This window comes from uncultured Campylobacter sp., assembly GCF_963517995.1.
Taxonomy (GTDB): Bacteria; Campylobacterota; Campylobacteria; order Campylobacterales; family Campylobacteraceae; genus Campylobacter_A.
Window position 1 is genome coordinate 1 of sequence record NZ_CAUQHQ010000013.1, and the last position, 20,773, is coordinate 20,773.

Sequence of the window (20,773 nt, forward strand, 5' to 3'; positions counted from 1 at the left end):
CCCCGTCACATGTGTTTATGAGACTGGGTTTGGAGATCTCGCTTGGAGATTATATCAAGTGTAAATTTACCCCGTTGGGGTTTGAAACAACTCATTGATATTAGTATAGGCGTAAAGATATTGTGTAAATTTACCCCGTTGGGGTTTGAAGCAGCCATACGTCGCGGCCGCCGTTTTGGTTTCTGTGGTGTAAATTTACCCAGTTGGGGAGGGGTGAAACCGAATAAATTTGACCAGATTTATTTTATCGGCGAGGTGCAAAATATCAAACCATACGCTTCATCAGCCCAAAACCTAAAAACAAAGCCGCCGTTTAAGACAACCCATGCGGCCCGCGAAGCCAAAAAATAGTAGCTTAAGCGCGCTTAGGGTAAAATTCGCCCAAATTTTACAAAGGAAAAACGATGGATTTAGAGAAAATTTACAAGGATGCGGGCGCGTTTTTGCAGGGGCATTTTTTGCTTAGCAGCGGCAACCACTCGCAGTTTTACCTCCAAAGCGCCAAAGTGCTCGAAGACCCGCAGCTAGCGGGCAAGCTAGCAAGCGAGCTGGCCGTCGTCATCGAAAAATCGGGCGTAGAGTTTGACAGCGTCTGTTCGCCCGCTCTAGGCGGTATATTGGCGGGTTACGAGCTAGCTCGCGCGGCAAAAAAGCGCTTTATTTTTACCGAGCGAGTCGAGCGCGTGATGAGCCTGCGACGCGGTTTTGAGGTAAAAAAAGGCGAGAAATTTATCGTCTGCGAGGACATCATCACCACGGGCGGCTCGGCGATGGAGGCTGCGCGCGTGATAGAGAGCCTAGGCGGCGAGGTCGTGGCGTTTGCCGCGCTTGCTAATCGCGGCTTTTGCAAGGTTGCAAATTTAGCGGACAGCGTCGCCAAAGATAGCGCCAAACTACCCGCCGATAAGCCGTTTTTCGCGCTTGGAAACTTTGAGTTTGAGATTTTTGATCCCGCAAACTGCCCGCTTTGCGCTACGGGAAGCGAGGCGATAAAGCCGGGCAGCAGAGGCAACTAAATTTGTTAATTTTCGCGGCCATGTTTGATTAGTCCCGCAAATTTGGACGGACTTTGCGGACATCAATGAACGCAAACCGATCGCAAATCAAATTTGGCTTGGCAAGCCGATTTTTGCGGTATCTCGGGCAATAAATTTGACGATAAACGAAGCCCGCCGTTGCCTTTTTGCAAGTCGCGATCGGAGCGGAATCAAATTCGTGTTGCCGTCTTGTGCATTTAGCGGCGACCGTCAAATTTGGATTTGAGTAAATTTACGTCCGCAAAAAGCGCATCCTAAAATTTATAAATTTAAATGCGGCGCATAGCTTTGGCAATAAGATAAATTTACGGCTTGATAACGATGCGGTGCGGGCGATAAAGATTGCACCGCGCCGAGATATGCAAATTTGGCGGCAAAAGCCTAGTTTATGAGCGAAGCAAGATCGGCTGGTAAGGCGGCGCAAGCGGCGGGTACGCGGAAACGAGTCGTAAATTTATCGTACCAAATCGATGGTGCATAAAAGTAGGCCGTAAATCGCTGCGACAAAGTAGATGCGCATAAATTTGGGCGGTAGCGAGCAAATTTGACATTCAAATCCAAAATTAGCGCAAAATAAAGCGTAAAAAGGAGTAAATTTGGCAAAACAAAAAGCACGACTAGCCGGCATCGGCGCGCGAGCAAAGGCCTTTATAATCGATCTTTTTTTGATCGGCATGCCGATATATTACCTTACGACTTATGTTTTTTTGGGCGGCAAGGACGAATTTTTGCGCAACCAAGCCGCGATATTTGCGGCAAATCTCGCAGTCGGCCTTATCTGCTGCACCTTTTTTGCGATCAAGGCCCAGACTCCGGGCTACCGCTCGCAAAACATCTATCTCATCGATCTGCGCAGCGGCCGCAAGCTTAGTTTTGCGCGCGTTTTGCTCCGCTACGCCTGCTTTTTGATCGCAGGAGTTAGCATCGTAGGGCTTTGCCTCTGTTTTTTTCGCAAGGACGCGCTAAATTTACACGATCTACTCACGCACTCGGCCGCCGTTTGCAAAAAAGCGGAGTAAATTTAGTCCGCTTTTTGGCAAATTTGAGCTAAATTTGCCGCGATTATTTTTAGCGAGTCCGCGCTCGTTTTTATTAGTCTAAATTTGACGCCGGATTTACGCCAGGCATTTTTGCGGCGCAGGTTTTGCATATTTGCAGCTAAAATTTAATCCGCTCGCCGCCCCGCTAAATTTAAATCTTTAAACCAAATTTCGTTACAATCGCCCCCGATAAGGAAAAATATGCAAAAAATAATGGGATTTACTAGAACGCGGGAAAACGCGGAGAAAAAAGGCGCGCTGATACCTAGCGACTTCACGCACGCGGCCATCATTGGAGAGACAGGCAGCGGCAAGACGACGGCGATGATATATCCGAATTTGCTTGACCGCATGCAAAACGGCTACGCGGTGTTTGCCGTGGATTATAAAGGCGGCGAGAGCGCCAAAATCAAGGCTCTAGCGCGCAGAGCAGGCCGCCTAAAAGACGTCGTGAGCGTGGGTGCGAGGATGGACGCGCCGATAAATCTCATCGCCTCGATGAAGCCGCGGGACTTTAAAAACTGCGTGAAAAAGCCGATGGAGTCGAGGGAAAAGTTTTGGGAAGAGTTTGGCTCGAGCATCGCGACGGAGTTTTTTAAGGTGCTAAAGGCGCTTAAAATTTTCGCTAAAAAAATCACGCCGTTAAATGACTGCTACACGGATGCATTCTACGCCGATGTGCGCACGCTCGCGCGGGATTTTACCTTTGACGTCGCTACGATCCTGCGCCTCTCGCAAGACCTAGAAAAGATGCTCGAGTTTAAAGACGCGCTAAACCTAATCTGCGATAATCTCGACTCCTCGACGCTAAATTTTACCCGCGAGACGATAATGATAAACCGCGCGTTTTTAGCCACTGCGGACGAGTTTTTGGACGCGACGAGCCGCTACAAGGACATCGGCGACGAGCGCACGAGAGACGATTTTCGCAACTACTCGATGATGATGTCGCCCTTTCTTGGCCTAATGAACGACGACTCGCTAAACGGCGACGGCGAGGGCGCTGCGGGCGACGCGAGTATCGCAGGGTTGCTAAATAGCGGCAAGATCGTGATATTTAACGCCGCAAGCTGCGACAAAAGCGCGCTAAGCTTCCTGCTAAACAGCTTTCTGCCCGAGCTTTTAAAGCGCGTAACGATGAAGCAAAAAAGGCCTATTAGCCTATTTCTCGACGAGTCGGCGAAGCTGCTAAGCGAAAACACCGAGCTAAACGAAGAGATCCTGCGCGAGTGCGAGGTGGAGCTGGTGCTGGCGTTTCAAAACGAGTTTTTGCTCAAGCGCGCGATCGGCGGCACGGCGTACGAGGCGCTGATGGGCAACCTTACCAACCGCTACTTCATGCGCAACAAGGACGTCGTGAGGCTGGGTGGCAGCGAGGTGGACTGCTCGGCGTTGGAGAAATTTGAGTGCGTGCTAGAGGGCGACAAGATCGCGCTGGAGCCTATTTTCATAGACGAGGCGGAGTGCTTGCAAGCACAGCTAGAGTTTGAGCGCGAGAACCGCCTGCACGAGCGACTGCTAGGCAAAATTTACGAAAACCGCGTGATAGAGTTTGACGAGGAGATCGTGGACGACGGCAAAATCTGGGTGCGCGACGTGGATACGGGCGAACGCGAATGCGTGTTTTTCAGCGACGAGGTGCTAAATATCGGCCCGCAAGATATTTATAAACGCCAGCCAAATACAGGCGGTTATAACATCTCGCTTGACGATGGTACGGACGACGCGCAGATAAGCTTTAGGTAAATTTGGCTGCGACTAAGCGGGAGTGCGGGTTAAATTTGACCGTAAATTCGGGCCAAATTTGAAGGTCGGCGTAAATTTAAACGGCAACGTAACTTGAAGATTTTAACCGCTCGCCGTTTGCATAAAACTAGGCTAGAAAATTTACAAATTTGACTTTAGGCGGAGGATATGAACGAAAGTCCGGGCAAAGAAAATAAAGAGTCGGAGCTACTTTACAGACTAGATAGACGAAATCCGCTCATGGTAATGTTTGATTTTATCAGATTTAGCTTTTTCCTGCTCGTGCCCGCCTTGCCTACCGCGATATATTATAGAGGCTGGATGCAGGCGCTGGGCATCCTAGGTTCTTTATTTTTAGGCAGGCTTTTGTACAAGCTTATATTTTTTAACTACATTGAAATTTACAGAGATAGGACCATTATAAACAGATATATTTTCGGCGATACGGTTATAAAAGGCGAGGATTTGGCTTTTTGCCGTACCTATTATTTTCCATTTACCCCCACCCAAGTTTTTATAGTGAAAAAAAGAAAACATTTATTCTATAGAGTTTCTTCGGTGGAAAGTTTAACGCTCAAACAAGCCGACGAGCTAAGTAGCCAAATAGCTCGTATAATGCCGTGGGATGCAATTGATTAATAGCAATCAGCATAAACAGTCAAATTTACCGCCGTTATCCGTATTCAAATTTAACGAGTTGGCCGAGAAATCCGCTTGTCGTCAGTCAAATTTAACAAAACGGTTCGCAAATTTAGCCAAATTTTGAAAGCGAGTTTTGAAGCCAAATTTGAGCCAAGCTTCGGCGCGCTATCTATTTTGTAGATCGGCGTAAATTTAAACGGCAGCGTAATTTGGCGATTTTACCGCTTGCCGTTTGCGTCAAACCTGACGCGCTACGGCGTAAAATTTAAATCCGCACCCAAATCTCATAAAAGAAATTGAGAGAAATTTTTATGGTGTTTTTATCTGACGTAGAAAAATAGCGGAATTTACTAAAATCTTAGAAAAACGATCGATCTTGCGCTTAGTTGCGCTTTTGCCGCTATTAAGACGCCACTCTCTTTAAAAAAGGGATGCGCGGCAAAAAATCCAGACGCTTAGCTTTGATGCGTTTGTAGTTTTTCAAGTCGCGGCTATGAAAGTAGCAAGGCCGAGTTTAGATGCGGCGCTAGGACTACGCGTGAAAACTTATATCAAAATCTTTTAAAATTAATAAGAAAAATCCGCTTAAGTTTAGTTGAATCTTATTTTAAAAACCGCGACCGGGTTTGCTAATCGGCGCTTGCAAAATTTAAAAAATCGCTCAAAAGAATGGCGGAAAAGCTCCGCCAAAAAGTAAAATTATTCGGCTTGAAATCCACCGCCAAACGCCTTATAGACATCCACGACCGAGTCGATGAGGCTCAAATTCGCCGCTATAACTTGCAGTCTAACCGAGAGCAGGTTGCGCTGCGCGTCGAGTAGCTCCAGATGCCCGGTGTAGCCCTCCTCGAACTGATCCTTGGCTAGCTGATAGATTTTTTCTTGCGAGAGCAGGAGCTCTTTGACCTGATTTAGCGTTAGTTTGGCGTTTTTGCGGTTGTTTAGTGCGTCTCTGACTTCTCCAAGAGCCTTTTTGATGGCAGCTTCGTAAGCTACGGCCGCGATTTGCTCGTTAGTTTCGGCGATGCGGACGTTGTTTTTGGTTCTGCCGTAGTCGAAAATTTTCTGCACCAAAGAGCCGCCTATGCTCCACGTGTTTGCGTTGCTGATAAAGATATTTTCAAAATCCACGCTAGAAAATCCGAAAAGTCCCGTTAGCGAGATGGACGGTAGATAGTCGGCCTTTGCGACGCCGATTAGCGCGTTGGTGGCGTTTAGATCGGCGTATGCTTTAGCTACGTCGCTCCTTCGCAGCAGTATGTCCGCGCTCACGCCAGCACTCACTTCGGGCTCTTTTGGTAGTATTTTAGCGCTCTGCACGGCTCCGTTTAGGATATCGTCGTTTGATTTACCGGTTAGTATCGCTACGGACGTTAGAGCCTGAGATAGAGAGGTTTGCACCTCTAGTAGGCTTACTTTTGCGCTCTGCACGGCGGCTTTGCTTTGTAGATAGGTCGTCTCGTTTATACCGCCTAGATCAAGCTGCGTTTTGCGAAGCGCTAGCGTCTCCTCGTAGGTTTTTAGCGTATCTTTCAGCACGGCTTCGCGCATATTTAGAGCTACGAGCGCGAAGTAGCTTTTAGCCACGCTAGAGCTTATGCTAAGGCGCGCGGTAGCGTAGTCAAGCTTAGTCGCGTTTAGACTGGCTTTAGCCGACTCGACGCTGTTTCTAACCCTGCCCCACAGGTCTATCTCGTAGCTTAGGCCTAAATTTACCTCAGAGTTTCGGTAGCGCGTTTGAGGCTGCTTGGTGTAGGTCTCGCCGCTGCTTTTTGCCTTAGTGTAGCCGACGTTTAAATTTACGCTAGGAAAGAGATCTGCTTCCGAGATGCCTAGGCTTGCGGCGGCTTTTTGTAAATTTAAATAAGCCGTGCGAAGGTCGGTATTTTTCTCTAGCGCGCTAGCTACGAGAGCGTTTAGGTTTTCGTCGCCAAACTCCTTCCACCACTCGTCTTTGATGTCGCTAGTTTCAAATTTATACGTAGATTCAAATTTCGTATCGACCTCGGGTATCTCGGGTCGAAACGAGCAGCCTGCTAAAAATAGCGCCGCGGCTAAAGTTAAAATTTTATACATTTTTGATCTCCTGTGCCCCGCTTGGTTTTTTGTCCCAGACTTTGTTGTTTAGCTTTTCTAGCAGATAGTAAAACATCGGTATGAAAAATATCGCTATCGTAGTGGCAGCTATCATACCGCCGACCACGCCCGTGCCTAGAGAGTGGCGAGACGCAGCGCCGGCACCCGTGCTGATAACCATCGGAAAAACGCCCAGGGTAAACGCGAGCGAGGTCATGACGATCGGGCGGAAGCGAAGCCTTGCAGCATTAACGGCCGCGTCAAATACGCTCTTGCCCGCTAGTCTTTCTTGCATCGCAAATTCTACGATAAGGATCGCGTTTTTAGCCGATAGACCGATGAGAAGCAGTAGTCCGATCTGGAAATAAATGTCGTTTGTTAGCCCTCTAGCCCAAACGGCGACTAGCGAGCCAAAAACCGCGAACGGAACGGCGGTGATGACGGCTAGCGGGATGAGCCAGCGCTCGTACTGCGCCGCTAGGATCAAAAATACGAAAATCATACCGAAGATAAACGCCGTAGAGCCCGTGCCTTGCGAGCTAACCTCCTGATAGGCCGTGCCCGCCCAGCTTATGGAGTATTCTTCCATATTTAGCGTTTGTTCGACTACCTCTTGTATCGCTTTTATCGCGTCTCCCGACGTGTAGCCCGGTTTTGGGTCGCCTTGGATCTTAGCCGCAGGGAAAAGGTTAAATCTATCTACGATATCGGGACCCAAAATTCTAGTTAGAGTGGCGACGGAGTTTAGCGGTATCATCTCACCGCCGCTTGAGCGGACGTAAATTTTACGCAAATCTTCGGGGTTGTTTCTAAAGCCCTCTTCGCCTCTAGCGTAGACGCGGTAGGATTTGCCGAAAAGGCTAAAGTCGTTGATATAGTAAGAGCCGAAAGTCGAGCCTATCGCGCTAAAAATTTCGCTCTCGCTCACGCCGAACATCTGGGCTTTTTGCCTATCGACGTCGATTTTAAACTGGCGGTAATTAGTCTCTAGCGTCGAGCGCACGCTAGTTAGATCCGGGCGCGCATTTGCCGCGGCCACTACTTTTTTCACGTCGGCTTCGATCTGGGCGTAGCTTTTGCCGCTTTTATTTTGTAGATACATCTCAAAGCCGCCCGTCATCGAAAGACCCATGATAGGCGGGACGTTTACGACAAAGCTCATTGATTCCTTCGAGCCCCAAAGCATACCGTTAAAGGGGCCGGTTAGCGCGTCTGCTTGACTATCCGGCGTTTTTCTCTGGCTCCAATCTTTTAGCTTGATAAAGCTGATGGCAGAGTTTTCTTTAAGCGCGCCCGCGATCATATCGTATCCGGCAAACCCCATCGTAAATTCGACGTTTGGATTGCTTAGAACCATGTTGCTGATAGTTTTTACCTCTTCTTTGGTTTTTAGCATATTGCTTGACGGCGGTAACGAAGTGATAACCATTAACGCGCCCTTATCTTCGGACGGTACGAGGCCGCTAGGAACTTTTTTAAACAGCTCGTAAGTCGCAAAACCCATGACGCCTATCAAAATAAGGCTGATTATCACGTGACGAAGCACTTTTGCAACGCCCGCGGTAAAAATTTTCGTACTCCAGTCGAAAAAGTCGTTAAATTTTTGTACAAACCAAAACGGCTTGTTCTCTTGTTTTTTTATCATAACGCCGCAAAGTGCCGGAGTAAGCGTAAGTGCGACAAAGCCCGAAATACAAACCGAAGTAACCAGAGTGAGCGCAAACTGGCGCTGGATCACGCCGACAAAACCCTCCATAAAAGAAACCGGAACAAAAACGGCGGATAAAACCAGCACGATCGAGATGACGGGGGTTTGTACCTCCTCCATCGCCTTATATGTCGCTTCTTTGACGGTGATGTCTTTTTCCTCGTGTAAAATTCTCTCCACGTTTTCGATAACGATGATGGCGTCGTCCACGACGATACCGATAGCAAGGATAAGCGCAAAAAGAGTGATTAAATTTATACTAAATCCCATCGCGTACAGTCCGCCAAAGGTGCCGATGATGGACACGGGAACGGCTAGCATCGGGATGACGGTAGCGCGGAAGCTCTTTAAAAACATATACATAACGATGAGAACTAAGATCATCGCCTCGATAAAGGTTTTTACGACCTCATGGATAGAGACTTCGATAAATTCGGTCGGGTTATATGCGATCGTATGCGTAAATCCCTCGGGAAAATTTTTACTTAGCTCGTCTAGCTTTGCGTTTACTGCTTGTGCCGTGGCTAGGGCGTTAGCGTCGTTTTGCATAAAGATTAAAAGCGGTACGGCGTCTTTACCGTTTAACATCGCGTCGTTAGCGTAGCTAGCCGCTCCTAGCTCTACTGTGGCTACGTCTTTTAGCTTTAGCGTCGCGCCGTCTGCGCTTTTGATGATTATATCGCCAAACTGCGCGGCGTTTTTGAGTCGTCCGCCAGTGCGAACGGAATAAACGTAAGGATTATCGCCGTCTGAGGGCTGCTCGCCTATCTTGCCGGCGGCGTATTGGCTGTTTTGGATTTTTACTTGAGCGATTACATCGCTAGGAGTTAACTTGTAGTAGGCGAGCAAATCGGGCTTTAGCCAAATTCGTATCGAGTACTCTTTGGTACCGATTAGCACGGTATCGCCTACGCCGTTAACCCTTTTGATCTCGTCTGCTATGTTTAAATTTACGTAGTTATACATCTCGATGGAGTTCATTTTCGGACTAGTAAAGCCTATAGCCTCTAGGATCGAACTGCTACGTTCGCGCACGGTTACGCCCATGTTTTGCACCTCTTGAGGTAGCCTTGAGAGCGCGGCTTGGACGCGGTTGTTTACGTCGATCGTGGCTTGTTTGGCTGAGGTGCCGATTTTAAAATAAACGTTGATATTTAGCGAGCCGCTCGAGCTTGAAGTGCTTTGCATGTAGAGCATATTTTCTACGCCGTTTATCTGATCCTCGATCGCGCTAGCTACGGAGTCGGCGATAGTTTGGGCATCAGCGCCCGTGTAGATGGCGCTAACGGAGATTTGAGGCGGGGTTAGTTTTGGGTACTCCTCGATAGGAAGTCCCTTTATCGCCATCGCGCCCGCAATAACTATGATGATAGATACGACGGTGGCAAATATCGGGCGGTCAATGAAAAATTTAGAAAACATCACTTGACCTTTTCTTGCTCGGTCTTAGGCTCTAAATTTACGCCCTTGCCAAAGCTTGCGGTTAGATCCTTATCTATCTCTACGGGCGCGCCTACGCCGATTTTTAGGAAGTTGTTTAAGATTATTTTATCGTTTTCGTTTAGCCCCTGGCTAACAACTGCGGCGTCTTTCGTCTGGTAGGTAATTTTTACGTCCTTGGAGGCTACTTTGCCGTCCTCTACGACTAGTACGTAGGTCTTGACGTCTGTTTGCTGGAGTGCTACTTGAGGGATTTTAAAGCTGTCTTTTTGATAAAATCCTCCCATCGTCACGTGGCCGAACATTCCCGGTAGCAGTTTGCCCTCGTCGTTGTTAAATTCAGCCTTGGCTAAAACGCTGCCCATGTTCGTATTTACGACGTTATCGATAAAATTTACCTTACCGTCAAATTCGCCAGGGCCTACTTTTAGCACGGCGTCCGAGTTTGTCTGCACCCAGAGGCTGCTTTCTTGCATTTTGACGCGGTTTAGGTTATCTACGTCCGAGATATAAAAATGCGCTTCGATCGGATTGATTTTGGTTAGGCGCACTAGCTGGGTAGTGTTTGCTACGACTAGCGATCCCACGTCTACGAGATTATCGCCCAAAACGCCGTCAAAAGGCGCAGCGATGCTCGTGTAACCCAGATCTATTTTTGCGCTTTTGGCGTTTGCTTTGGCGCTTAGTAAATTTGCGTTTGCGATTTCAAGCGCCGAAACGGCCGCGTCGTACTCTTTTTGCGAAACGGCATTTTTCTTATATAAATTTGAGATTCTGTTAAATTCGGTTTGAGCGTTTTTTAAATTTGCGTTTGCTACGCCGATAGCGGCTTCAAGCGCGTCGTAGCTTGCTTGGTATTTTTCGGGATCTATCAAAAACAGCTTATCGCCGGCTTTTACGTTGTCGCCGGGCTTGAAAAATTGCTTGATTATCGTGCCGCTTACTTTAGGATAGACGATGACGTCTTGCTGGCTCGTTAGAGTCGCGGCGTAGTCAAAGCTGATCGGCACGTCTGATTTTTTAGCTACGAATACGTCGACTTTTGATGGCGGCATTTGTCGTTGTTGCGCGGCTGCGGCCGCGCCTTTTTTATCGTTACCGTCAAAGCATGCCGTAAAAAGTAGCGATGCTAATAATAAAACCGAGATATTTTTAAAATTTCTCATAAATTTGCCTTATGTTTTGGAGATTATTTTAAATTTAGCGTTTTATAATGAATGTTACAAAACAAGTAGATGATTTTACTCTTATTTTCTTAACAAGTCAAATTTAAGTCGTTAAATTTAGTGCTTTTTGATACCGTGTAAAAATATATTTATGCTCGTTTTTACGTGCTCTTTGCGTTCTTTTTCGTTTAGCGTTATATCCTCGTTTAGCAAAATCGCATTATAATGATAAGGCTCCCTGACGACCGCGGCAAACGCCTTAGCCGCTACGTAAGGCGAGATGTCGGGATTTAGCTGTTTTTTTATGTCTTCGCGCTCGAAAAAATCTATCAAAACTTTATCGAATTTACTTAAAATTTGCTCCAAAAACGCCTTGCCGAGCATACCGTCGTTTTTCGCGCCCTCGCTCATCATAACTCTTGAAATTAGCGTCGTTTCTTTGTCGCAGATTATGTCGAAAAATATAGAGGCGAATTTGATTAAAAAATCCTCCAATTTATGCGATAAACTGAGATCAATTTTCTCATCTATCTGCGTTCTAAAGTCGTCAAATCCGCGTTCTACGATAGCGCGAAAAAGACCTTCCTTGTTTTCAAAAAATTTATAAACGCTAGCCAGCGACCCGCCGCTTTTTTTGATTATATCCGTTAGACTCGTGTTTTCATAGCCTTTTTCGAGGAAAATTTCCATACCGGCTTGGATAAATTTTTCTTTTCTTTCGGCGCTTCTTTGCGTGATTTTCCCGTTCATTGCATACCTTTAAAAAATTAAAATTATAATTTAAGGATTATACAATAAAAATATGATTTTTAGTCCCTCGGGTATGCAAAAATAGTCTCTCTTGCGATGTTAATTTTCTCTTTTTCGTCTGCGGCATAGGCGCGTATAGTTATCTTTGCACTTGCGTTTTTACCGGGTCTAGCGGCATTTTTAGGAGCCGTTAATACGACTACGATTTTCTTCTTTTCGCCTGCGTTTAAGGCAATGTTACTTTTTGGGCGTTTTATTTTGATATCGGCATCGTTTGCGCTAACGTCAAAGTAAAACTCGTGCGCTGCCACGTCGGTATTTTCAAACAAAAACACGTAAGCATTTTCGATCTCGCCGCTTTTATTTATCTTATATAGCTCGCTCGTGCGGTTGATGTTTAGCAGCATGTTTTCTTTTTTGGCGCTCATTAGCGCTAGTGCGGTCGCGGCGATAGCGATGGCGGCGCAGTAGCCGACGGTTTTAAAGCGCAAATACCGCACCTTTTGCTTGGTTTTTAGCGAATTTGAGCTCGTCCAGCTAATTAGACTAGGCAAATTTAGCCCCGACATCGTTTTCGTGCAGGCATCTACGCACTCTAGGCAGTTTATGCACTCTAGCTGCATGCCTTTTCTGATGTCGATGTGCGTCGGGCAAATTTTAACGCAGGCCTCGCAGCCGGTGCACTCGTCTTGCGGCCCCGGCGGTTTTTTCCATAGTTTGGTTTGCCCCTCAAAAATTTTACCGCCCCGCGCCTCGTCGTAGATAACCTGCATGCTGTCGTTATCTATCATCACGGACTGCACTCTAGCGTACGGACAGACGTAAATGCAAAAATTTTCGCCCAAAAATGCTACATCAAATATCAAAAATGCCGCGATAACGATCCAAGCCCCGAGTAAAATTTTATGTTCGGCCGGGTCTAAAATTTGAACTAAAAAATCCTGCGGCGGGACGAAAAACCAGAGAAAATTCGCCGCCGCGACAAAAGCTAAAACGCTCCAGATCGCGATTGCTAGCGCATTTTTGATGCCGCCATCGGCCTGCGTTTGCTTATTTGAAACGCTCTTGCGGATCTTTAAAATTTTAGTTTGTATAAGGTCGCGGTAAATCACGCGAAATATCGTCTGCGGGCAGCTCCAACCGCACCAAACGCGGCCGCCTAAATTCGTCATAAAAAATATAAAAATAAAAAAAATGATGAGCACGAAAGGCATCAAAAACAGCTCTTGGACGTTAAATTTGGCAAAAAACAGATGCAGCTCGCTACGCTCGAAGCTTAAAAGAAAAAATTGATTTCCGCCGATAGATATAAAAGGTAAAACGAGCGCGGTACAGGTGATCAGGATGTAGGCGATATAGCGTTTGCTGGCAAATTTGAAATATTTTTTATACTCTTCTTTAGTCATAATTCATCCTGATTACAAAGTAGTGATAATTTTTGATAAATTATAGAGTTAATGCTATTAAACGCATATTAAAATTGCTATTACGCCACTTTTATGATGTATAATTTCATAAAATTCTTTAAAGGAGATGTTATGAAAAAAATTTCTAGAAGAAATTTCATCAAAACCGGCCTCGCGGCAGCCGCTGTTGGTGCGCTAAATTTGCAAGCGGCACAAGATGACGAGATAAAATGGGACGCGGAATACGACGTCTTGGTTGTAGGTAGCGGCCTTAGCGCAAACGTCGCGGGCATCGTAGCAGCCGAGGGTGGGCTTGGTGTAGCGCTACTGGAAAAGATGTCGCGAATGGGCGGCAACTCTGTAGTTTCTCAGCTTGATTTTGCCTGCGTGGGCTCCGAACAACAGGAAAAGGCCGGCATCAAAGACTCTATCGAGCTTTTCGTAAAAGATTTAAACAAGGCAGGCAAGGGCTTTAACTACATAGAGCAGTCTTATAGGATCGCCCAAAATTCAAAAAGAGCGTATGAATTCGTCAAAGCAAGAGGCGTGCAATACGCCGAAAAGCTAAAACATCTAGGCGGGCATAGCGTAGCAAGAAGCCTAGAGACCGTAGGCGGAGGCGGAGCGTGCGTACAGGCGCTAAATTCGCACTTTGAGAGCAAAGGCGGCAAGACGCTAAAGCGTGTAAAAGTCGATGAAATCGTGCTGGATAAAAATGGCGCGGCGATAGGGCTAAAGGTGAGAGAGGGGTATAAATTTGACAAAGACCTAGCCGACGACGACGCGCAAAACGCATCCGGAGACGTTAAATTTTATAAAGCTAAAAAGGCCGTGATCTTTGCAAGCGGCGGATTTTCGGCAGATAAAGTCTTTAAGGCAGCGCAAAACCCAAGACTCGCTCTAGCCTCCACGCCGTCAAATCCGGGCGCAACGGCCGGCGCACTAAAAACGATGATAAGAGCGGGCGCGATGCCGGTGCAGGTTAGTCTGGGACGCTATTCGTTTGGTATTCCGACGGAGGATTTGATATTTGCTATTGCGGTCGACGGCAAAAACTCAAAGAGATTTATGAACGAAGACGGCGATAGACAGACTTTGTCCGATAATATTTTAGAAAATATGCAAAAAAACGAAAGCGATCTGTTTCCGACTATAATCTTTGACGAGACGGGATTTACCTTCAGTCATGACCCAAAAAGGCTGCAAAAATTTATAGAAACCGGCAAGATGAAAAAATTTGAGAGCCTAGATGAGCTAGCTGCGGAATTTAAGCTAAATGCACAAATTTTAAAAGAGGAAATAAAGCGGTATAACGAAAGCGTCGTTGCCAAAACCGATTTCGATTTTAAAAAAGATTTAACCAAAGTCGCTCCGATAGAAAAGGCTCCGTTTTACGCGATACTCGGGGCTCCTGGCATCAGCTATACCCCGGGCGGCGTGAGGGTAAATTTGAACTTTGAAGTTCTTAATATAAACGATAGCAAGCCTATTAAAAATTTATACGCCGTAGGCGAGGCGACGGGCGGAGTGCACGGATTTACGAGGCTTACCAGCTGCTCGACGCCCGATTGTATCAGCTCGGCGATGATAGCGGCGGAGCATATACTAAAAGGCTAAATTTAAAACCCGAGCGGCGAGCAAAGCTTAAATTTATCAAATTTAAACTATAATCGCCGTCTATTTTAATTGAAAGGTGGTGAGGACGTTGCCTGGTATTAAGGTACATCCTAACGAGTCTTTTGACGAAGCTTACAGAAAGTTCAAAAAGCAAACCGACAGGAATCTTGTCGTGACCGAAGTTCGCGCAAGACGCTTTTTCGAGCCTATGACCGAGGTCCGCAAAAAACAAAAAATCGCGGCTCGCAAGAAAATGCTTAAACGTCTATATATGCTTAGACGCTACGAGTCAAAGCTCTAACCAAAGGGGTCGCTTCGGCGGCCTTTTTTATTTAAACTCCCGTTTAACTCGCATCAAAGCCAAAATTTGCCATAATCTACGTTAAATTTAACGATCAAAGGAAAAATATGTCCAAAGTGCCCGTGAGCGAGGCTGCGGAAATCTTAGGCGTAACCAAAGAAGCCGTCTACAACCGCATTCGTCGCGGCACGCTAAAAACCTTTGAAAAAGACGGAGTAAAATACGTGGTTTTGGACGGATACGAGCCTGATACTGCGGCAAATTTAACGCCAAATCAGCCGCCAAAAACTTCTACCGAAAAATCAGCTAAAAGCGCGAAATCCAAAAAATCAAAGGCGGGTGAATTTGACGTGAACGAATTTCTACTCTCGCAAATTAGCGAACTAAAAGAACAAAATCAAAATTTGCAAGCCGACAAAGAGAGGCTTTTTCGCGAAAAAGAACAAATTTTGCTAAATAATAAAACCGAAATCGCTCAAATTTACCGCGAGCGCGACGAGAAAATTAGAAATTTTTTAAATCTACTCGAGCGGCCGCTGCTAGCCCGTCAAAACGGCGAATACGCGGCTCCGATCGACGTCGAATTTGTCGAGAGCAAGCCTGAAAACGAGGACAAATGGACAAGCCTAGCCGAGTTTTTAAAATCGCAAAATTTAAGCGGCAAGAGCCTTAAAAAAACGCAAAATAAAATCATAAAAAACATCGGAAAATCAAAATTTATCAAATTTAAAAAAGGCGTGATAATGGTAAAAAGTAAGAAAATTTCAAAGGAGCTAGATAAAAAATGAGAGTTTTTAAAGGCATAAAAAAAGTAGCAAGCTACGCTGCGGTCGGCGGATTTGGCGCGGTCGTGATAGCAGGGCTGGCCGGCTGCGGCAGCGATAACGGAGGAGCAAATAATAATGACGGTAGCGCGCTAAACGAAGCGGTGCAAAAAACGGGAGCGTTCGTCATCATCGAGGAGACCGCGCCTGGCAAATATAAAGTCCTAGAGGAGTATCCGAGCAGCGAAACGCGCGTCGTGCTAAAGGATATCAACGGCACCGAGCGCGTGCTGAGCAAAGAGGAGATGGATAAGCTAATCGCCGAGGAAAACGCCAAAATCGACGCCGGAACGTCGAATTTAACCGGCTCAAACGCTCAAAACGCGCAACTTTCAAGCGGCGGTATGAGCCTTGGCGAGACGCTTCTAGCCTCGGCTGCGGGCGCGATCATAGGCAGCTGGATCGGCAACAAGCTCTTTAACAACCCGGGCTATCAGTCGCAGCGTCAAAGCGCGTATAAAAACCCGAGTGCGTATTCAAGGAGCGTAGATAGCTTTAACAAAGCCAAAGCCACGAGCTCGGCAAGTAAACCAAGCGGCGGAAAGAGCGGATTTTTCGGCGGATCAAGTTCAAGCTCAAGCTCAAGTTTCGGAGGATAAAATGATAAATTTAAAAAAAATAGAACCGCTAAATAGCGAATTTTTAGGCGAGATCGGCTTTACGTGGCACACCGATCCAGACGGCAGCGACTACGTAGCAGACGAGCTAGTCGAGGTTAGCGAGGCGCAGGCCGAGGCCTACTACAACGCCGCAAACGAGCTATACGATATGTTCGTCGCAGCCGCCCAGCACATCATCGACAACAACCTCTACCACGAGGTCGGCATCCCGTTTAACCTCGTAGATCTAGTGCGCGAAAGCTGGGAAAACGACGTGCATTGGCATCTCTACGGTAGATTTGACCTTGCAGGCGGCCTAGACGGCAAACCGATAAAGCTCATCGAATTTAACGCCGACACCCCGACGGCCGTGTTTGAGACGGCGATCATCCAGTGGGCGGCGCTTAAGTTTAATCGCATGGACGAGAGCGCACAGTTTAACGACCTTTATGACGCCCTAAAGCAAAATTTTAGGCGCCTCGTGACGCTAGATGAGGAGACCGAGAGCTTTAACGAGCACTACGAGGGCTGGAAAATTTTATTTAGCTCGGTTTCGGGTAGTAGCGAGGACGAGCAGACCGTGAAGCTACTGCAGTATATCGCCGAGGAGGCGGGCTTTCACACGGCGTTTGCTTACGTCCACGAGGTCGTATTTAACGACGAGGAGGGCGTGTTTTTTGACGGAGAAAACTACGAGTACTGGTTTAAGCTCGTGCCGTGGGAGGACATCGCCGTGCAGGAAGGCGAGCTAGCCATAATCCTAAAAAATATCGTCCAAAATCAAAAAGCCATCATCCTAAATCCAGCATACACGCTGCTTTTTCAAAGCAAAGGCATTTTAAAAATTCTATGGGATTTATACCCGAATCACCCGCTTTTGCTCCAAGCTAGCGACAAGCCGATCGCGGGCAAAAAATGCGTGAAAAAGCCGGTTTTCGGACGAGAGGGCGCGAACGTGAGCGTGATCGAGGCCAACGGTAGCATTAGCTTGCAAAACGGCGGCGACTACGGTCAAAACCGCGCGATCTATCAGGAATTTTACGAATTTAACAAAGACGCCGCCAACAACAGCTACCAAGCGGGCGTATTTTTCGCCTACGAGGCATGCGCGCTAGGATACCGCAGAGGCGGCGAAATTTTAGATAACTACTCCAAATTCGTGGGGCATTTTATCAAATAAGGACGCAAAATGAAAATAGTCTGCCTCGATGCCGCGACGCTTGGAAGCGACGTAAATTTGGACGTTTTTGGGCAGTTTGGCGAGTTTGTTAGCTTTGAGACGACCGCCGCGGCCGAGCGCATAGAGCGGCTAAAGGGCGCAGACGTCGTCATCACGAACAAAGTCGTGATCGACAAAGAGACGATGGACGCGTCAAATTTAAAACTAATCTGCATCAGCGCGACGGGTATGAACAACGTCGATCTCGCGTACGCCGCGGCAAAAGGCATCGCGGTAAAAAACGTCGCTGGCTACTCGACGGCCAGCGTCGTGCAGCATACGTTTGCTTGTCTTTTCGCGCTAACCAATCGAATCAAATTTTACGATAACTACGCGCAAAGCGGCGAGTGGGCGAAGAGCGAAATTTTTACGAATTTAGACCGCAGTATCGGCGAGATAGCGGGCAAGGGCTTCGGCATCATCGGCCTTGGCGAGATCGGCAGAGGCGTGGCGCGCATCGCGGCGGCATTTGGCGCGAGCGTGAGCTACTACTCCACTAGCGGCGCAAACGCAAACGCCGAGTTTAAAAGGTTAAATTTGGACGAGCTTTTAAGCGGCTGCGACATCGTGAGCATCCATGCTCCGCTAAACGAAAAAACGCGAAATTTGATCGGCGAGCGGGAGCTAAATTTGATGAAAGAGGGCGCGATTTTGATGAACTTCGGACGCGGCGGCATCGTGGACGAAAACGCCGTAGCCCGCGCGATAGATGGGCGAAATTTGCGATTTGCCGCCGATGTGCTACAGACCGAGCCTATGCGCGCGGATCATCCGCTGCTTCGTATCAAAAACAAGGAAAATTTGATACTCACTCCGCACGTAGCATGGGCGAGTTTTGAAGCTAGGCAGCGGCTCGTAGCGATGATCGTAGAAAATATAAAAGAATTTTTGAAAGGATAAAAATGGCAACTGAGCATAGTTTTGATATAAGCGCGGCGGTCGATATGATGGAGGTCAAAAACGCGCTAGAAACGGCGAAAAAAGAGATCGCGGCGAGATATGATTTTAAGGGGCTTGTGGCTGATGTTGAGCTAAACGAAAAGGAAAAAATCATCACGCTTCTTAGCTCTAGCGACAACAAAATCGACGCGCTAAAAGACATCGTGATCTCAAAGCTCATCAAGCGAAACATCCCGCCGGTAGCCGTCACCGAGAGCAAACGCGAGAGCGCGAGCGGCGGAAATATCAAGGCGACGCTAAAGCTAAACGACACCCTAGATAGCGAAAACGCGAAAAAAATCACCAAAGCGATCAAGGACGCAAAGCTAAAAGTAACTGTAGCGATCCGCAGCGAAGAGGTGCGAGTAAGCGGCAAAAGTATCGATGATCTGCAGGAGTGTATAAGACTCGTGAAGGGGTTAAATTTGGAGCTGCCGATAAGTTTTAAAAATTTGAAGTAAATTTAATGGATAATTTTAAAAAGTTAATCCAAGAAAAAAATAGCGCCGTAAAGGAGTACGGCGACTTTATCAAAACTCTTAAAAATAAAGAGTGCGACAAGGACGTCTTGGGACTAATCGGTCTGTTAAAAGATAGACTGGCTAAATTTGAAAACCTTAGCTGCGATAGTTATTCGCAAACGGCTGCGGATATAGACGAGCTAAACGACCGAATTTATCGCCAGGTAAATTTGCTTGCGAATCTGAATAAATTAAGCCGCGATTCGGACGTTTATAAAAAATATAACGAAGTATATAATCTAAAGCGTATCAAGCTTTTCATCTCGGAGCAAATTTGCCGCGTAAAAAAATACTATCAGATTCTAATCGCGCTTTTGGGGCTGATTCCATTTATAATATATTTTATCTTTTGGCAAAATGTCGGATTTTTCTCGGTAGCCGGCAGCGACAGCATCTTTTCGTTACTTAGCGCGCTAGCGATATCGGGTTTTGGTTTATTTATTATTTTATATGTATTTCCTGCTTTGCATTTGGTTTTGATCGTTTCTTACGACGGCGGCGACAAAAACGAAACGCCTTTTTACGCGATTTATCTGATAGCTACGCTTGCGGGCATAGCATTTATAGGCGCAGGATATTTTTTCCCGAGAGCGGTAGATTTAAACTATTATTTCGCGGCGTTTATAGCGGCGATAGTCATATCATGCCTACTTTGCAGCCTTAAAAACGGTAAATTCGACATTCCTCTTTTATTTTTTATGATATCGCACGGATTTTTATCCTTTTCGACTCCGTTTATGGTAGCGCTGCTTGCCTACGTCCGCGTGAGCGAGGATGGGTTTACCACCACTGTTTTAGTGCTTTTTATGGCATTTTTCGCCGTTTTGTTTAGAACACTTATAACGTCTAAGGATATAGATGATTTTAAGATAATTTTTTGGTCTTTGATAATCATAAATTTAGTCATCGTCGCGGTTATGAGCGGTAAAATCGTCCAAGTAGCCGATCTGGGAAATATAAACTACAAAATGCTATCGCTCAAAAAAGACGCCTTAAACGCTTTGCCAAAAAGCGTTTGCCAAAATAATAAAAACGGCTGCATCGGCGACGGAGCAAAGGACGGTTGCTACGCAAAACAAAAGGCGCAAATCGTCTCGTATAATAAAGCCGAGCTAGCCGTAAAAGACGGCAACGAGATGTATATTTTTAGCGGAGTAAACGACGAGGTAAAATTTATAGACGCTAACGGCGCAGACATAGGCGTTGCGTCTAGGGATGAGGTCGTTTTTGAAAACTCGGTTTTAACGTACGGTAAAAACGGCACGCGTAGCGACCCGCTCAAGGCAAGCGCCGTAAATCTCTCTCCCGTCTGCAAAACGTATGCTTTAGAGCAAAAAGACTCCGTAGAGCTCTACAATGTCAAAGTCCTATCGGCTCTGGGTAAATTTACTATCTGCAGACTAAAAGCGGAGAGAAATTTGAACTGGACTCAAGCCTGATAATCTCAAAGCAAAAGGCGGGCGACACGCGCTAAACTCGGTAAATAATATAAACCAGATATCTAGCTGCGGCTACCCAAAACCGTTATGCTAAATCCTAAGCAAGCTGTAACTTGGCGGCTAATTTTGCGCAAACCGAGTAAAGATTAAAGCTAATACGGGTAGATTTTTGCTTCAAAATACGGGCTGAAATTTTAAATTTTACGCTCGATTTTGATAAAACTTCGGCAAATTCAGCCCTTTTCAAGGCGAGATTAATAAAATTTTAGATATCCTTACGAACGTAAATTTGGATTTACGGGA

General features: G+C 46.5%; 18 protein-coding genes. 13 read left to right on the forward strand and 5 right to left on the reverse strand.

The features are described from left to right. The first annotated feature begins 120 nt into the window (after positions 1 to 120). From RYL88_RS02675 to RYL88_RS02695, 5 genes are all read left to right on the forward strand, one after another. Positions 121 to 351 (forward strand): hypothetical protein, encoded by a 231-nt coding sequence (locus RYL88_RS02675; protein WP_314988851.1) that lies wholly within the window; start codon positions 121 to 123, stop codon positions 349 to 351. Positions 352 to 404: 53 nt separating this feature from the next. After that, complete coding sequence (pyrE, locus tag RYL88_RS02680) at positions 405 to 1,016, forward strand: orotate phosphoribosyltransferase (protein ID WP_314988852.1); 612 nt, start codon at positions 405 to 407, stop codon at positions 1,014 to 1,016. A 617-nt stretch (positions 1,017 to 1,633) separates the two neighbouring features. Continuing rightward, a complete protein-coding gene (locus RYL88_RS02685; RefSeq protein ID WP_314988853.1) occupies positions 1,634 to 2,056 on the forward strand; it encodes an RDD family protein in 423 nt (140 codons plus the stop codon). A 222-nt stretch (positions 2,057 to 2,278) separates the two neighbouring features. Next, positions 2,279 to 3,823, forward strand: a complete 1,545-nt coding sequence (locus tag RYL88_RS02690; RefSeq protein ID WP_314988854.1) for a type IV secretory system conjugative DNA transfer family protein — start codon at positions 2,279 to 2,281, stop codon at positions 3,821 to 3,823. A gap of 168 nt (positions 3,824 to 3,991) precedes the next feature. After that, positions 3,992 to 4,462, forward strand: coding sequence for a hypothetical protein (locus tag RYL88_RS02695; RefSeq protein ID WP_314988855.1), 471 nt, complete (start codon positions 3,992 to 3,994; stop codon positions 4,460 to 4,462). A 702-nt stretch (positions 4,463 to 5,164) separates the two neighbouring features. On the opposite strand, the gene RYL88_RS02700 is transcribed toward RYL88_RS02695, so the two are convergent. The 5 genes from RYL88_RS02700 to ccoG all read right to left on the reverse strand — a co-directional run bounded on the left by RYL88_RS02700 (position 5,165) and on the right by ccoG (position 13,011). Then, entirely contained in the window at positions 5,165 to 6,541 is a 1,377-nt protein-coding gene (locus RYL88_RS02700) for an efflux transporter outer membrane subunit (RefSeq protein ID WP_314988856.1), read from the reverse strand. After that, complete coding sequence (locus tag RYL88_RS02705) at positions 6,534 to 9,671, reverse strand: multidrug efflux RND transporter permease subunit (RefSeq protein WP_314988857.1); 3,138 nt, start codon at positions 9,669 to 9,671, stop codon at positions 6,534 to 6,536. The genes RYL88_RS02700 and RYL88_RS02705 overlap by 8 nt, the downstream gene beginning before the upstream one ends. Next, a complete protein-coding gene (locus RYL88_RS02710; protein WP_314988858.1) occupies positions 9,671 to 10,855 on the reverse strand; it encodes an efflux RND transporter periplasmic adaptor subunit in 1,185 nt (394 codons plus the stop codon). Before RYL88_RS02710 ends, RYL88_RS02705 begins: the two co-directional genes overlap by 1 nt. 117 nt (positions 10,856 to 10,972) lie before the next feature. Beyond that, positions 10,973 to 11,605, reverse strand: a complete 633-nt coding sequence (locus RYL88_RS02715) for a TetR/AcrR family transcriptional regulator (RefSeq protein WP_297966782.1) — start codon at positions 11,603 to 11,605, stop codon at positions 10,973 to 10,975. A gap of 59 nt (positions 11,606 to 11,664) precedes the next feature. Beyond that, positions 11,665 to 13,011 (reverse strand): cytochrome c oxidase accessory protein CcoG, encoded by a 1,347-nt coding sequence (gene ccoG / locus RYL88_RS02720; RefSeq protein WP_314988859.1) that lies wholly within the window; start codon positions 13,009 to 13,011, stop codon positions 11,665 to 11,667. Positions 13,012 to 13,143: 132 nt separating this feature from the next. Between ccoG and RYL88_RS02725 the strand changes: the two genes are divergently transcribed. The 8 genes from RYL88_RS02725 (at position 13,144) to RYL88_RS02760 (ending at position 20,470) form a co-directional block, all read left to right on the forward strand. Continuing rightward, the gene (locus RYL88_RS02725) at positions 13,144 to 14,628 is read left to right on the forward strand and encodes a flavocytochrome c (RefSeq protein WP_314988860.1); all 1,485 of its coding nucleotides are present in this window, start codon (positions 13,144 to 13,146) and stop codon (positions 14,626 to 14,628) included. An 88-nt stretch (positions 14,629 to 14,716) separates the two neighbouring features. Further along, positions 14,717 to 14,929, forward strand: a complete 213-nt coding sequence (gene rpsU / locus RYL88_RS02730) for a 30S ribosomal protein S21 (RefSeq protein WP_314988861.1) — start codon at positions 14,717 to 14,719, stop codon at positions 14,927 to 14,929. A 107-nt stretch (positions 14,930 to 15,036) separates the two neighbouring features. Then, complete coding sequence (locus tag RYL88_RS02735) at positions 15,037 to 15,717, forward strand: DNA-binding protein (RefSeq protein WP_314988862.1); 681 nt, start codon at positions 15,037 to 15,039, stop codon at positions 15,715 to 15,717. Next, on the forward strand, positions 15,714 to 16,352 hold the full coding sequence (locus RYL88_RS02740; RefSeq protein ID WP_314988863.1) for a UPF0323 family lipoprotein: 639 nt from the start codon (positions 15,714 to 15,716) through the stop codon (positions 16,350 to 16,352). The genes RYL88_RS02735 and RYL88_RS02740 overlap by 4 nt, the downstream gene beginning before the upstream one ends. Before the next feature lie 4 nt (positions 16,353 to 16,356). Then, a complete protein-coding gene (locus tag RYL88_RS02745; RefSeq protein WP_314988871.1) occupies positions 16,357 to 17,532 on the forward strand; it encodes a glutathionylspermidine synthase family protein in 1,176 nt (391 codons plus the stop codon). A gap of 9 nt (positions 17,533 to 17,541) precedes the next feature. After that, on the forward strand, positions 17,542 to 18,471 hold the full coding sequence (locus tag RYL88_RS02750) for a D-2-hydroxyacid dehydrogenase (RefSeq protein ID WP_314988864.1): 930 nt from the start codon (positions 17,542 to 17,544) through the stop codon (positions 18,469 to 18,471). Positions 18,472 to 18,473: 2 nt separating this feature from the next. Continuing rightward, complete coding sequence (locus tag RYL88_RS02755) at positions 18,474 to 18,971, forward strand: YajQ family cyclic di-GMP-binding protein (RefSeq protein WP_314988865.1); 498 nt, start codon at positions 18,474 to 18,476, stop codon at positions 18,969 to 18,971. 5 nt (positions 18,972 to 18,976) lie between these two features. Continuing rightward, a complete protein-coding gene (locus RYL88_RS02760; RefSeq protein ID WP_314988866.1) occupies positions 18,977 to 20,470 on the forward strand; it encodes a hypothetical protein in 1,494 nt (497 codons plus the stop codon). Positions 20,471 to 20,773 lie beyond the last annotated feature (303 nt).